The following is a 13,365-nucleotide window of genomic DNA, read 5'->3' on the forward strand; positions in this document are numbered from 1 at the left end:
CCTATGCCAGCCCTGAGCGGCCCGCAATACCTCGGCGAAGGCCTGAAGCTGATCATGCGTCCCGGCCTGCGCCTGTTCGTGCTGATCCCCCTGACCCTCAACCTGCTGGTGTTCGCCCTGCTGATCGGCTTCGCGATGCAGCAGTTCAGCCACTGGGTCGACCTGCTGATGCCCAGCCTGCCCGACTGGCTGAGCTTCCTGCAGTACATCGTCTGGCCGTTGTTCGTCCTGCTGGTGCTGGTGATCGTGTTCTTCACCTTCACCATGGTCGCCAACATCATCTCCGCGCCGTTCAACGGCTTCCTCTCGGAAAAGGTCGAGGTGGTGGTTCGCGGCCGCGACGACTTCCCGCCGTTCAGCTGGGCCGAACTGCTGGCGATGATCCCGCGCACCATGGGTCGCGAGATGCGCAAGCTCGCCTACTTCCTGCCGCGCGCGCTGGTGCTGCTGGTGCTGAGCTTCGTGCCCGGGGTCAACCTGATCGCCACGCCGCTGTGGATCCTCTTCGGCATCTGGATGATGGCGGTGCAGTACATCGACTATCCGGCGGACAACCACAAGCTCGGCTGGAACGAGATGCTCGCCTGGCTGCGCAGCAAGCGCTGGGCGTGCATGGGTTTCGGCGGGGTGACCTACCTGGCGCTGCTGATCCCGCTGGTCAACCTGGTCATGATGCCCGCCGCCGTCGCCGGCGCCACCCTGTTCTGGGTCCGCGAGGAAGGCGAGAAGGCGCTGGTGAAATAAGCATGCGCCCGGTGTCCGCTGTCGGCATTGTCAGGCGGGCGTCAGCACCCTGACAGCCGGCGTCGGGCACACTACGAATGCCCTCGGGAGCGTCGGCGCAGGCCGCAGCCGAGACCTGCGCCAGCCCTTGCAGACCGGCTCGACGCTGCCGAACCGACTGGCCGCCGGTGCCTCCCCACGCAGGCGGCCTTTTTTTACCCGCCTGCCTTGCCGTCCATGCAGGATGGCCGGCGCTCACCCCCTTCCTGTCCGCTACGCCCCCCTCGACTCCACCACCCTGGCACTACAGTGGCAACCAGGCGAAGCAGGCTCCGGCCCGCTTTCGATGACCACCGTCCCCAGCCCGCCCAGCGGCGGAAAACAAGAAGAGGGTCGCCATGTCACGTTCCGCATTCACCGCGCTCTTGCTGTCCTGCGTCCTGCTGGCGCTCTCCATGCCTGCCAGGGCCGACGACCTGCCCTACCGCTTCGGCCTGGGCAAGGCGGACATCACCGGCGAAGCCGCCGAAGTCGGCATGATGGGTTACTCCTCCCTCGAACAGAAGACCGCCGGCATCCACATGCGCCAGTGGGCGCGTGCCTTCGTGATCGAGGAAGCGGCCAGCGGACGTCGCCTGGTCTACGTCAACACCGACCTGGGGATGATCTTCCAGGCCGTGCACCTGAAGGTCCTGGCCCGGCTCAAGGCGAAGTACCCCGGTGTCTACGACGAGAACAACGTGATGCTCGCCGCCACCCACACCCACTCCGGTCCGGGCGGCTTCTCCCACTACGCGATGTACAACCTGTCGGTGCTCGGCTTCCAGGAAAAGACCTTCAACGCCATCGTCGACGGCATCGTCCGCTCCATCGAGCGGGCCCAGGCCAGGTTGCAGCCCGGCCGCCTGTTCTACGGCAGCGGCGAGCTGCGCAACGCCAGCCGCAACCGTTCGCTGCTGTCGCACCTGAAGAATCCGGACATCGCCGGCTACGAGGATGGCATCGACCCGCAGATGAGCGTGCTCAGCTTCGTCGACGCCAACGGCGACCTGGCCGGCGCGATCAGTTGGTTCCCGGTGCACAGCACCTCGATGACCAACGCCAATCACCTGATCTCCCCGGACAACAAGGGCTACGCCTCCTATCACTGGGAGCACGACGTCAGCCGCAAGAGCGGTTTCGTCGCCGCCTTCGCCCAGACCAATGCCGGCAACCTGTCGCCCAACCTGAACCTGAAGCCCGGCTCCGGTCCCTTCGACAACGAGTTCGACAACACCCGCGAGATCGGTCTGCGCCAATTCGCCAAGGCCTACGAGATCGCCGGCCAGGCCCAGGAGGAAGTGCTCGGCGAACTGGATTCGCGCTTCCGTTTCGTCGACTTCACCCGCCTGCCGATCCGCCCGGAGTTCACCGACGGCCAGCCGCGCCAGTTGTGCACCGCGGCCATCGGCACCAGCCTGGCCGCCGGTAGCACCGAAGACGGTCCAGGCCCGCTGGGGCTGGAGGAAGGCAACAATCCGTTCCTCTCGGCCCTGGGCGGGTTGCTCACCGGCGTGCCGCCGCAGGAACTGGTGCAATGCCAGGCGGAAAAGACCATCCTCGCCGACACCGGCAACAAGAAACCCTACCCCTGGACGCCGACGGTGCTGCCGATCCAGATGTTCCGCATCGGCCAGTTGGAACTGCTCGGCGCCCCCGCCGAGTTCACCGTGATGGCCGGGGTGCGGATCCGCCGCGCGGTGCAGGCGGCCAGCGAAGCGGCCGGTATCCGCCATGTGGTCTTCAATGGCTACGCGAATGCCTATGCCAGCTACGTCACCACCCGCGAGGAATACGCCGCCCAGGAATACGAAGGCGGCTCGACCCTCTATGGCCCCTGGACCCAGGCCGCCTACCAGCAGTTGTTCGTCGACATGGCGGTGGCGCTGCGCGAACGCCTGCCGGTGGAAACCTCGGCGATAGCGCCGGACCTGTCCTGCTGCCAGATGAACTTCCAGACCGGAGTAGTGGCCGATGATCCCTATATCGGCAAGTCCTTCGGCGACGTGTTGCAACAACCCAGGGAAAGTTATCGCATCGGCGACAAGGTGACCGTCGCTTTCGTGACCGGACATCCGAAGAATGACTTGCGCACCGAGAAGACTTTCCTGGAAGTGGTGAATATCGGCAAGGATGGCAAACAGACGCCCGTGACCGTTGCCACCGATAATGACTGGGATACTCAATACCGCTGGGAGAGAGTGGGTATATCTGCCTCGAAAGCGACTATCAACTGGTCCATTCCACCAGGGACCGAGCCCGGCCATTACTACATCAGGCACTACGGCAACGCGAAGAACTTCTGGACCCAGAAGATCAGCGAAATCGGCGGATCGACCCGCTCCTTCGAGGTGCTCGGCACCACTCCCTAGCGGGCTCCAGCCAAGGTTGCGAGATTCGCCAGCCAACTTTATGACGCATGAAAGTCGTCAAATAAAATGTGATTTAAACACATGAACAAGTGACCTTTCATTCAGCCGACAAGGGCATGGAACTCCATTTCCATGCCCTTTGTTTTTATCCCGAAAAACTTCTCAAGTTGTCGCTCAAGGTCATATCGAAGTCGCTTTCGGGATCAACCGATAAATTATCGCCATGAAACCATCGGCTCGCTGTATTCCCTGCCGGAAAAACAGCGAAGACGATTAATCATCTCGAAACAAGAAGTACGCAGATTGATGGAAATCAAAAAACCACCCGGGAAATAAAACGATGACCGAAAACTGGAAATTCCGCCGTCGAACCTTTCTCAAGCACGGCGCCCAGGCCGCTACCCTGGCCGGCCTTTCCGGGCTGTTCCCGGAGACGCTCCGGCGCGCCCTGGCCGTCGAGCCGGACATCCGCACCGGAACCATCCAGGACGTCCAGCACGTGGTCATCCTGATGCAGGAGAACCGCAGCTTCGATCACTACTTCGGCCACCTCAACGGCGTCCGCGGCTTCAACGACCCTCGCGCGCTCAAGCGCCAGGACGGCAAGCCGGTCTGGTACCAGAACTACAAGTACGAGTTCTCCCCCTATCACTGGGATACCAAGGTCACCAGCGCCCAGTGGGTGAGTTCGCAGAACCATGAATGGTCGGCCTTCCACGCGATCTGGAACCAGGGCCGCAACGACAAGTGGATGGCGGTGCAGTACCCCGAAGCCATGGGCTACTTCAAGCGCGGCGACATTCCCTACTACTACGCCCTGGCCGACGCCTTCACCCTGTGCGAGGCCTACCACCAGTCGATGATGGGCCCGACCAATCCGAACCGCCTCTACCACATGAGCGGACGCGCCGCCCCCAGCGGCGACGGCAAGGACGTACACATCGGCAACGACATGGGCGACGGCACCATCGGCGCCAGCGGCACGGTGGACTGGACCACCTATCCCGAGCGGCTAAGCGCCGCTGGCGTGGACTGGCGGGTCTACCAGGAAGGCGGCTACCGCTCCTCGTCACTCTGGTACCTGTACGTCGACGCCTACTGGAAATACCGGCTCCAGGAGCAGAACAACTACGACTGCAACGCCCTCGCCTGGTTCAGGAACTTCAAGAACGCTCCGCGCGATTCGGACCTCTGGCAGCGCGCCATGCTCGCCCGCGGCGTCGACCAGTTGCGCAAGGATGTGCAGGAGAACACGCTGCCGCAGGTGTCGTGGATCGTCGCGCCCTACTGCTACTGCGAGCATCCCTGGTGGGGCCCCTCGTTCGGCGAGTACTACGTGACCCGGGTGCTCGAGGCGCTGACCAGCAACCCCGAGGTCTGGGCCAGGACCGTGTTCATCCTCAACTACGACGAGGGCGACGGCTTCTATGACCACGCCAGCGCCCCGGTGCCGCCGTGGAAGGATGGCGTCGGCCTTTCCACGGTCAGCACCGCCGGCGAGATCGAGGCATCCAGCGGGCTGCCCATCGGGCTCGGCCACCGCGTCCCGCTGATCGCCATCTCGCCCTGGTCGAAGGGCGGCAAGGTCAGCGCCGAAGTGTTCGACCATACCTCGGTGCTGCGCTTCCTCGAACGCCGCTTCGGCGTCGTCGAGGAAAACATCTCGCCCTGGCGGCGTGCCGTCTGCGGCGACCTGACTTCGCTGTTCGACTTCCAGGGCGCAGGCGATACCCAGGTCGCCCCCGACCTGACCAACGTCCCGCAGAGCGACGCGCGCAAGGAGGACGCCTACTGGCAGCAGTTCTACCGGCCCAGCCCCAAGTACTGGTCCTACGAGCCGAAGAGCCTGCCCGGCCAGGAAAAGGGCCAGCGCCCTACCCTCGCGGTGCCCTACCAGTTGCACGCCACGCTGGCCCTCGACATCGCCGCCGGCAAGCTGCGCCTGACCCTGGGCAACGACGGCATGAGCCTGCCGGGCAATCCGCAGGGACACTCCGCTGCGGTATTCCAGGTGCAGCCGCGGGAAGTCGGCAATCCGCGCTTCTATACCGTGACCAGCTATCCGGTGGTCCAGGAAAGCGGAGAGGAACTGGGCCGGACCCTCAACGACGAACTCGACGACCTGCTCGACGCCAACGGCCGCTACGCCTTCGAGGTGCACGGCCCCAACGGCTTCTTCCGCGAGTTCCACGGCAACCTGCATCTCGCCGCGCAGATGGCGCGGCCCGAGGTATCGGTCACCTATCAACGCAACGGCAACCTGCAGTTGAACATCCGCAATCTCGGCCGCCTGCCGTGCAGCGTGACGGTGACGCCGAACCCGGCCTATACCCGGGAGGGCAGCCGTCGCTATGAACTCGAACCGAACCAGGCGATCAGTGAAGTGTGGCTGTTACGCAGCAGCCAGGGCTGGTACGACCTCAGCGTGACCGCCAGCAATACGGAAGCCAACTATCTCCGCCGCCTGGCCGGACACGTCGAGACCGGCAAGCCGAGCAGGAGCGATCCATTGCTCGACATCGCAGCGACCTGAAGCGAGGAGTCCATCGCATGAGACCTACCCTGACCTGGACCTTGCTGGCCCTGCTGCTCTGCGGCACGGCCATCGGCGCCGTCCTGTTGCTTTACCCATCGGAGCCGGCGCCCGTCGCGCCCTTCGCGTCTCCCCCGCAGGACACACCGGCGGCAAAACCTTCCATTCCTTCCCGAGCCCCCGAGATGAATACAGCCACCGCTCCCGACAACCTGGAACAGCAACTCGGCGAGTTCGGCCGCAACGCCGGGCAGATGTCCGAGATCGAACGCAAGCAGGCCGCCGAAGGCCTGATCGAACAGCTCAAGCGCGAGGTGGCGGTCGGCGCCGATCCGCGCCAGACCTTCGAGGAGATCCAGCGTCTGACGCCCTATGTGGAGGCCGATGCCAGGCGCCGCGAGGCGCTCGACTTCGAGATCTGGATGGCGCTCAAGGACAACGCCTCCGTCCAGCAGCAAGCGCCGACGCCTGGCGAGGAAGAGCAACTGCGCGAATACGCGCAAGAGTCAGACAAGGTGATCGCCGAGGTGCTCGCCAGCGTCGACGACGAGGAGCAGCGTCACGCCGCCATCGACGAACGCCTCAAGGCCCTGCGCAAGCAGATCTTCGGCGAGGAGAACCCACGCCTGCTGCAACGCTGAAATCCACGGCGCCCCGACAGGGGCGCCGTCACGCAAGCGTCACCAAAACTTCACATCCGCTACACGGCGTCGGTCGACACTGACGTCATGAGCAGACCTCTAAGCATCGCCCTGATCAGCGAAACCTACCCACCGGAAGTCAACGGCGTCGCCAATACCCTGGGGCGCCTGCATGCCGGTCTCCAGCAGCTTGGCCATCGGGTCCAGGTGGTGCGCCCGCGCCAGCCCGGCGACGACGGCCGGCGCAGCGACGCCGAGCTGGTGCTGACCCGCGGCTGGCCGTTGCCCGGCTACCCCGGCCTGCAATGGGGCATGTCGAGCCTGCACAAGCTGCTGCGCTGCTGGAAGCGCCAGCGCCCGGACGTGCTCTACATCGCCACCGAAGGCCCGCTCGGCTTCTCTGCCCTGCGCGCCGCGCGGCGCCTGGGCATCCCGGCGGTCAGCGGCTTCCACACCAACTTCCAGCAGTACAGCGAGCACTACGGCTTCGGTCCGCTGACCCGGCTGGTCACCGGCTACCTGCGCTGGTTCCACAACCGCACGCAGATGACCCTGGTGCCCAGCGGCAGCCAGCGCATGGAATTGCAGCGGCGCGGTTTCGAACGTCTCAACCTGCTCTCCCGCGGGGTCGACAGCCAACTCTTCCATCCCTCCCGGCGCGATCCCGAACTACGCCGGCGCTGGGGCCTGGGCGAACAGGACATCGCCGTGCTGCACGTCGGCCGGCTGGCGGCAGAGAAGAACCTCGGCCTGCTCGGCGGCACCTTCCGCGCGCTCTGCGCCGCCCATCCGCAGCTGAAGCTGCGCCTGGTACTGGTGGGCGACGGGCCGGAGCGCAGGCACCTCGAACGGGACCTGCCCGAAGCGCTGTTCTGCGGCGTCCAGCGCGGCGAAACCCTGGCCGCCCAATACGCCTCGGGCGACCTGTTCCTCTTCCCAAGCCTGTCGGAGACCTTCGGCAACGTGGTCCTCGAAGCCCAGGCCGCCGGCCTCGCGGTGGTCGCCTTCGACCAGGCCGCCGCCGGCCAGCACATCCGCCATGGGCACAACGGCGTGCTCGCCGCGCCGGGCGACAAGAGCGGCTTCGTCGAAGTCGCCAGTTGGCTGCTGGACGACCAGGAACGCCTGCGCCGGGTCCGTCTCAACGCCCGCCAACACGCCAGCCGGCAAGGTTGGGACAGTATCGTCGAGCACTTCCAGAACTACCTGGAAGACGCCTGCGCCAGTCCGCTGGTCCAGCCCGCTCGGTCGAAGCCCGAGCGGCCGCCGGCAGAGGATGGCGGGGCCTTGCCACGCAGCCGCGAGTAGGTCTCAGGCAAAGGCTTTCGGCGTGGCGATGAAGCCCAGGCTCATGGCCCCGGCGCCCAGGTTGATGCCGCCGGTAGGGCTGAGCATGCCCAGGTGCAAGTGGATGTCGCGCTCGCGGCAGGCGTTCTCCAGCGCGGCGAAGCCCGGCAGGTCGCGCAGCGCGGTCGGATCGCCGGCATAGCTGAGACCCAGTTGCGGTGCCAGCAGCTCACCCGCCTGTACCCGCGCCAGGGCATAGCCGAACAGCTTCTCCGCCGACTTCTCGAAGCTCGGCGAGAGCGCCACCGGTTTGTCCTCGCCATCGGCCAGGCTGAACACCGGCTTGACGTCGAGCAGCGAGCCCAACCCCAGCGCTGCGCCCTTGACCCGGTCGACGAAACCGCTGCGATCACCCTTCTGGAAGCCGCGCCGGCGCAAGTGGCCCAGGTCATCGGCGACCAGGTAGGTGCAGGTCTGCTGGCTGAGCTGTTCGAGGCGCGTACGCAGCGCGTTGGGGTGGCTGCCCTGCGCCAGCAGGCGCGTGCCCTCGGCCGCCAGGCAGGCGATGCCGGCGAACACCGAGTGGCTGTCGAGTACGCGCAGGGTGAAGGGACCGGCGATGCCGGCCGCGTGGCGGCGCTCGTGGTAGTGCTGGAGCAGGCCGAAGGAGGCCTGGGTGGCGTGCTCGAAGATCGGACTGCGCAGGCTGTCGACGGTGAGGCAGACCACGTAGTCGAAGTCGGTCACCAGTTCGTCGAGGAACCATTGTTGCAACTCGGCGGCGGAGAGCGGCTGGCTGCCGTCCTTGCTACCGACCTTGGGCAGGTGGTCGCGGTAGAAGCTCAGGGTGGTGTCGGGGTCGCGTCGATCGATGAGCCGCTGCTCGCCCAGGCGGATCCCGATCGGCATCACGCGGATGCCGTGGGCGGCGAGGAATTCGGGCGGCAGGTCGCAGGTCGCGTCGACCACCAGGCCGATACGCATGGATTCGCTCCTCTGGCCGTTTCTCGGCCTATTGTTGTGTTGGCGGTCATACAATGCCCGTTTCGGACTTTGAAGTCAGCCGGCCGCACGGCGGGTTTTCGGAAAAAATCACGGCCATGAAAAATCCCACCCCGAGGGGTGGGATCTGCTTGCCGGCGCGGCGCCGGGCCGGTGCGTCGCGGACGCGCCTTCAGACCAGGCTGGCCAGGGCCTCGCGGCTGAACGGCTTGATGTCGCCGATACGCCCCTCGCGGACCTTCACCGCCCACTCCGGATCCACCAGCAGCGCGCGGCCCACCGCGACCAGGTCGAACTCGCCCTTGTCCAGGCGCTCCACCAGGCCGTCGATGCTCGCCGGCTGCGCCACCTCGTCGGTTTTGCCGAAGAATTGCAGGAACTCGCTGCCGTCCAGGCCGACGTTACCCACGGTAATGGTCGGCTTGCCGGTCAGCTCGCGGGTCCAGCCGGCCAGGTTGAGTTCCGAGCCTTCGAACTCGGGAATCCAGAAGCGGCGGGTCGAGCAGTGGAAGATATCGACGCCGGCCTCCACCAGCGGCGCGAGGAACTCGCGCAGGCCCTCCGGGGTTTCCACCAGGCGCGCGGAATAGTCCTGCTGCTTCCATTGAGAGAAGCGGAAGATGATCGGGAAATCCGCGCCGACCGCCGCGCGCACCGCCCGCACCAGCTCGACGGCGAAGCGCGAGCGATTGGCCAGGCTGCCGCCGTACTCGTCGTCCCGCTGGTTGCTGCCTTCCCAGAAGAACTGGTCGATCAGGTAGCCGTGGGCGCCGTGGATCTCCACCCCGTCCATGCCGATCGCCTGGGCGTCGCGGGCGGCCTGGGCGAAGGCGGCGATGACGTCCTGGATGTCGGCCTTACTCATGCCGTGGACCAGCACCTTGCCGTCCTTGGCCTTCTCCATCGGGCCGTAGCCGGGCACGCTGGCGTCCGGCTCCACGCCCAGGCGCCGAACGCTGCCGACGTGCCAGAGCTGCGGAACGATGCGCCCGCCCTCGGCATGCACCGCCTCGACCACCTGCTTCCAGCCGGCCAGGGCGTCCTCGCCATAGAAGCGCGGCACGTTCGGATAGCCGTTGGCGGCCTTGTGGCCGACCGTTGTGCCTTCGCTGACGATCAGGCCGACGCCGGCGGCGGCGCGCCGGCGGTAGTACTCGACGACCTTGGCGTTGGGTACGCCGCCGGGGGAAAAGTTGCGGGTCATCGGTGCCATCACCACACGGGTGGGCAGTTCCAGGGCGCCGAGGCGGAACGGTTGGAACAGGGCTTCTACGGGGGCACTCATGGACGGACTCCTGAGGGGGAATGGGAGGTTCGGGCAGGTATCAGGCGCGGAGCAGCAGCTCCAGGCGCGACATGAAAGCATTCAGCGGAGCGAGGCCGGCGCCGACCTTGAAGCGCGCCAGGGCGCCCTGCCAGGCGAAGCCGATGAAGCCGGCCAGGCTCGCGCAGTCCTCGTCGGCGGCCAGTTCGCCGGCCTCGCGCGCCTGCTCCAGACAGTCCTGGAGGATTCGCGCGGAAGCCTGCAGGATCGACTCGACCTTGGCCGCGATCGGCGGCGACAGCTCGGCCATCTCGAAGCTCAGGCTGCCGATGAAGCAGTGGTATTCGGGCTTTTCCTGGCGGGCGAAGTGCTCCAGCAGCTCGCCGTAGTAGCGCAGCACCCGCTCGCGCGGGCTGAAGCGGCTATCGCCGAGGGCCTGGGCGTAGCGCGCCAGGCGCGGCGCGTAGACGTGCTCCAGGGCCTGCTGGGCGAAAGCTTCCTTGCTATCGAAGTAGTGATAGAAAGAGCCCTTGGGGATGCGCGCGGCCTGGACGATCTCCAGCACCCCGGTGCCGTGGTAGCCACGTCGGGTCATGACCTCGGAGCCCTTGGCCAGGATCAGTTCGCGCTTGTCGAGTCGGTTGCTAGTCATGGAACGAGAGAATATGACCGGTCGTCTCGTCCGCCCAGCATTATCAACGGCGGTGATCAGGCGTTACAGGCAGGGGCTTATCGCGTTGCGTCATGAAGCGGCGCAAGACAGGAAAGGAAGCGGCGGGACGCGAACGCGTCCCGCGGGAGATCAACCCAGGGCCTTCTCGATGGCTTGCACCAGGGCCGGGTCGTCCGGCGCCGTGCGCGGGCTGAAACGCGCCAGCACGCGACCGTCGGGACCGAGCAGGAATTTCTCGAAGTTCCAGGTGATGTCGCCGGGAAACTCCGCGCCCTCGCCCGCCAGCAGGCGATAGAGCGGATGCCGCGCGCTGCCGTTGACCTCGACCTTGGCGCTCATCGGGAAGCTGACGCCATAGTTCAGGCTGCAGAAGGACTGGATATCCGCCTCGCTGCCCGGCTCCTGCCCGGCGAACTGGTTGCAGGGCACGCCGAGCACCGCGAAACCGCGCTCGCGGTAGGTCTGGTAGAGATTCTCCAGGCCGGCGTACTGGGGTGTCAGGCCGCATTTGGAGGCGACATTGACCACCAGCAGCACCTTGCCCTTGAACGGGGAAAGCGGCAGGTCCTGTCCATCCAACCCCTGCAGGGTGAGATCGTGAAAGGCACTCATGACGTACTCCTTGCGCATTCAGCGACACAACGTGCCAAGCCCCGCACCGGGCAAGAACCCTGGCTGCGGCGCATCCCCAGGGACGGGGTAAAGAGCCCAGGCATGGCGCATGACGCGAAAGGCGCCCACAGGCGCCTTTCGCTATACCAGCTTAGCAGTTCCGCCGGCGGACGGCCCAGGCCATCAATCGGCGAATGAACGCCGATCAGTGGTGGTGACCGCCTTCGCCATGGATGTGGCCGTGGGCGATTTCCTCGGCGTTGGCCTCGCGCACGTCGACTACCTTGACCTTGAAGTTCAGGCGCTGGCCGGCCAGCGGATGGTTGCCGTCGACGGTCACGTCGTCGCCGTCGATGTCGCGGATGGTGACGATCTGCATGCCGCCGTCCGGAGCCGAGGCGTGGAACTGCATGCCGACTTCCAGTTCGTCGACGCCTTCGAACATCTCGCGGGTCAGGGTCGCGACCAGTTCGGCGCTGTATTCGCCATAGGCGTCTTCCGGCTCGATGGCGACGCTCAGTTCGTCACCGACGTTCTTGCCTTCCAGGGCCTTCTCCAGGCCGACGATGATGTTGCCGGCACCGTGCAGGTAGACCAGCGGCGCGCCACCAGCGGAACTGTCGATGACATCCCCGGCGTCGTTGGTCAGGGTATAGTCGATGGAAACCGCCTTGTTGGCCGCGATCTGCATGGTTCGAAACCTTTTCGATAAAGAAGATGAATGCGTAAGTGTACGCATCAATAGCCCCGAAAGCGACCGCGCCCCTGATGAACGGGGCGCGCGAGCGCCGTCGCGGGTGATTGATTTTCATCAGGACGAGGAAGGCCATTGGGTGGCAGTCTTGTCCTGTGGCCATACTCAACACCTGCGCCACCAACCGCCCTGGCAATCGCGCGCCTGGGTCCTTGACGAAAACGAGCGGCACAGACAGCTCGGCCGCGAATTTCGCTGCGGCTGGTGTGCCCGGGAAGAAGAAGAGCAGACCAAGGAGCAGTGATGCCCTCACGCAACATACTGGTGATCAACTGCGGCAGTTCGTCGATCAAGTTCGCCCTGGTCAACGAGGCCCACTCCCTGTTTCCCCTGCACGGCCTCGCCGAGCGCCTGGGCAGCCGCGATGCGGTGCTGCGCTGGAAGCGCGGCGGCGACAGCGACAGCCTGATGATTCCCAACGCCGACCACCGCGCCGCCCTCGCCCAGTTGCTGCCGATGGTGCAGAACGCCGCGGGCGGCAAGCTCCACGGCATCGGCCACCGGGTGGTGCATGGCGGCGAGCTGTTCACCCATGCCACGCGCATCGACGACCGGGTGGTCGAGGCGATCCGGGCCACCGCGCCGCTGGCGCCGCTGCACAACCCGGCCAACCTGCAAGGCATCGAGGCAGCGATGACGCTGTTTCCCAAGCTGCCCCACGTCGCCGTGTTCGACACCGCCTTCCACCAGAGCCTGCCGGAGCACGCCTACCGCTACGCCCTGCCGGAAGCCCTCTACCGCGAGCATGGCGTACGCCGCTACGGCTTCCACGGCACCAGCCACCGCTACGTCAGCCACCGCGCCGCGGAAATGGCCGGGTTGGCGGTCGGCGACAGCAGTTGGCTCAGCGCCCACCTCGGCAACGGCAGTTCGACCTGCGCCATCGTCAACGGCCAGAGCCTCGACACCAGCATGGGCCTGACCCCGCTGGAAGGCCTGGTAATGGGCACCCGCAGCGGCGACGTCGACCCCAACCTGCACAGCCACCTGGCGCGGACCCTGGGCTGGAGCCTGGAGCGCATCGACTCGATGCTGAACAACGAAAGTGGCCTGCTCGGCCTCTCCGACCTGTCCAACGACATGCGCACCCTGGAGCAGGAGCGCGAGCAGGGCCACCCCGGCGCGGCCCTGGCGATCGAGGTGTTCTGCTACCGCCTGGCCAAGTCCCTGGCGGCGATGAGCTGCGCCCTGCCGCAACTGGACGGGGTGATCTTCACCGGCGGCATCGGCGAGAACTCGCCGCTGGTGCGTGCCAAGACCGCCGCCCACCTGCGGCTGTTCGACCTGCGCCTCGACCAGGAGGCCAACGCCCGCTGCGTGCGCGGCGTCGCCGGGCCGATCCAGGCCGCGGGGCATCCGCGGGTACTGGTGATCCCGACCAACGAAGAGCGGCAGATCGCCCTCGACACGCTGGCCCTGCTCGACTGAACTGGATCGACGCCCCCGCCCAACCAGGCGGCGTGGC

The 13,365-nt window shown here is 66.1% G+C and carries 12 protein-coding genes; 7 read left to right on the forward strand and 5 right to left on the reverse strand.

Annotated elements, in window-relative coordinates; genetic code table 11:
- Positions 1–3 precede the first annotated feature (3 nt).
- From cysZ to AC1RB9_RS21450, 5 genes are all read left to right on the forward strand, one after another.
- The gene (gene cysZ / locus AC1RB9_RS21430; RefSeq protein ID WP_003116482.1) at positions 4–744 is read left to right on the forward strand and encodes a sulfate transporter CysZ; all 741 of its coding nucleotides are present in this window, start codon (positions 4–6) and stop codon (positions 742–744) included.
- A 377-nt stretch (positions 745–1,121) separates the two neighbouring features.
- Complete coding sequence (cerN, locus tag AC1RB9_RS21435) at positions 1,122–3,134, forward strand: ceramidase CerN (RefSeq protein ID WP_003454557.1); 2,013 nt, start codon at positions 1,122–1,124, stop codon at positions 3,132–3,134.
- A 340-nt stretch (positions 3,135–3,474) separates the two neighbouring features.
- Positions 3,475–5,667 (forward strand): phosphocholine-specific phospholipase C, encoded by a 2,193-nt coding sequence (locus AC1RB9_RS21440; RefSeq protein WP_003158120.1) that lies wholly within the window; start codon positions 3,475–3,477, stop codon positions 5,665–5,667.
- 17 nt (positions 5,668–5,684) lie between these two features.
- On the forward strand, positions 5,685–6,308 hold the full coding sequence (gene plcR, locus AC1RB9_RS21445; protein WP_023084560.1) for a phospholipase C accessory protein PlcR: 624 nt from the start codon (positions 5,685–5,687) through the stop codon (positions 6,306–6,308).
- Between the two features lie 87 nt (positions 6,309–6,395).
- Positions 6,396–7,616, forward strand: coding sequence for a glycosyltransferase family 4 protein (locus AC1RB9_RS21450; protein WP_003454558.1), 1,221 nt, complete (start codon positions 6,396–6,398; stop codon positions 7,614–7,616).
- Positions 7,617–7,619: 3 nt separating this feature from the next.
- On the opposite strand, the gene AC1RB9_RS21455 is transcribed toward AC1RB9_RS21450, so the two are convergent.
- From AC1RB9_RS21455 to AC1RB9_RS21475, 5 genes are all read right to left on the reverse strand, one after another.
- Positions 7,620–8,579 (reverse strand): DegV family protein, encoded by a 960-nt coding sequence (locus tag AC1RB9_RS21455; protein WP_003114223.1) that lies wholly within the window; start codon positions 8,577–8,579, stop codon positions 7,620–7,622.
- A 190-nt stretch (positions 8,580–8,769) separates the two neighbouring features.
- A complete protein-coding gene (locus AC1RB9_RS21460) occupies positions 8,770–9,882 on the reverse strand; it encodes an NADH:flavin oxidoreductase (protein WP_003122997.1) in 1,113 nt (370 codons plus the stop codon).
- 40 nt (positions 9,883–9,922) lie between these two features.
- Positions 9,923–10,513, reverse strand: a complete 591-nt coding sequence (locus AC1RB9_RS21465; RefSeq protein WP_003116488.1) for a TetR/AcrR family transcriptional regulator — start codon at positions 10,511–10,513, stop codon at positions 9,923–9,925.
- Between the two features lie 150 nt (positions 10,514–10,663).
- Entirely contained in the window at positions 10,664–11,146 is a 483-nt protein-coding gene (locus AC1RB9_RS21470; RefSeq protein WP_003109429.1) for a glutathione peroxidase, read from the reverse strand.
- Positions 11,147–11,351: 205 nt separating this feature from the next.
- Positions 11,352–11,837 (reverse strand): FKBP-type peptidyl-prolyl cis-trans isomerase, encoded by a 486-nt coding sequence (locus AC1RB9_RS21475; protein ID WP_003085816.1) that lies wholly within the window; start codon positions 11,835–11,837, stop codon positions 11,352–11,354.
- Between AC1RB9_RS21475 and AC1RB9_RS21480 the strand changes: the two genes are divergently transcribed.
- Entirely contained in the window at positions 11,806–12,144 is a 339-nt protein-coding gene (locus AC1RB9_RS21480; RefSeq protein WP_003109430.1) for a DUF3565 domain-containing protein, read from the forward strand. The two genes, AC1RB9_RS21475 and AC1RB9_RS21480, sit on opposite strands and share 32 nt — an antisense overlap.
- Positions 12,144–13,328 carry an acetate kinase gene (locus AC1RB9_RS21485; RefSeq protein WP_003085814.1) on the forward strand — a complete coding sequence of 395 codons (1,185 nt, stop codon included), beginning with the start codon at positions 12,144–12,146 and terminating at the stop codon, positions 13,326–13,328. The genes AC1RB9_RS21480 and AC1RB9_RS21485 overlap by 1 nt, the downstream gene beginning before the upstream one ends.
- Positions 13,329–13,365 lie beyond the last annotated feature (37 nt).

It is taken from the genome of Pseudomonas sp. 20-5 (assembly GCF_056782835.1).

Excerpts from the sequence above, each read along its gene's own strand:
- plcR (WP_023084560.1), top strand. The coding sequence starts at position 5,685 with ATGAGACCTACCCTGACCTGGACCTTGCTGGCCCTGCTGCTCTGCGGC.
- AC1RB9_RS21475 (WP_003085816.1), bottom strand. The coding sequence starts at position 11,837 with ATGCAGATCGCGGCCAACAAGGCGGTTTCCATCGACTATACCCTGACC.
- AC1RB9_RS21465 (WP_003116488.1), bottom strand. The coding sequence starts at position 10,513 with ATGACTAGCAACCGACTCGACAAGCGCGAACTGATCCTGGCCAAGGGC.
- AC1RB9_RS21440 (WP_003158120.1), top strand. The coding sequence starts at position 3,475 with ATGACCGAAAACTGGAAATTCCGCCGTCGAACCTTTCTCAAGCACGGC.
- AC1RB9_RS21470 (WP_003109429.1), bottom strand. The coding sequence starts at position 11,146 with ATGAGTGCCTTTCACGATCTCACCCTGCAGGGGTTGGATGGACAGGAC.
- AC1RB9_RS21455 (WP_003114223.1), bottom strand. The coding sequence starts at position 8,579 with ATGCGTATCGGCCTGGTGGTCGACGCGACCTGCGACCTGCCGCCCGAA.
- AC1RB9_RS21480 (WP_003109430.1), top strand. The coding sequence starts at position 11,806 with ATGGAAACCGCCTTGTTGGCCGCGATCTGCATGGTTCGAAACCTTTTC.
- cerN (WP_003454557.1), top strand. The coding sequence starts at position 1,122 with ATGTCACGTTCCGCATTCACCGCGCTCTTGCTGTCCTGCGTCCTGCTG.
- AC1RB9_RS21485 (WP_003085814.1), top strand. The coding sequence starts at position 12,144 with ATGCCCTCACGCAACATACTGGTGATCAACTGCGGCAGTTCGTCGATC.
- AC1RB9_RS21450 (WP_003454558.1), top strand. The coding sequence starts at position 6,396 with ATGAGCAGACCTCTAAGCATCGCCCTGATCAGCGAAACCTACCCACCG.
- cysZ (WP_003116482.1), top strand. The coding sequence starts at position 4 with ATGCCAGCCCTGAGCGGCCCGCAATACCTCGGCGAAGGCCTGAAGCTG.
- AC1RB9_RS21460 (WP_003122997.1), bottom strand. The coding sequence starts at position 9,882 with ATGAGTGCCCCCGTAGAAGCCCTGTTCCAACCGTTCCGCCTCGGCGCC.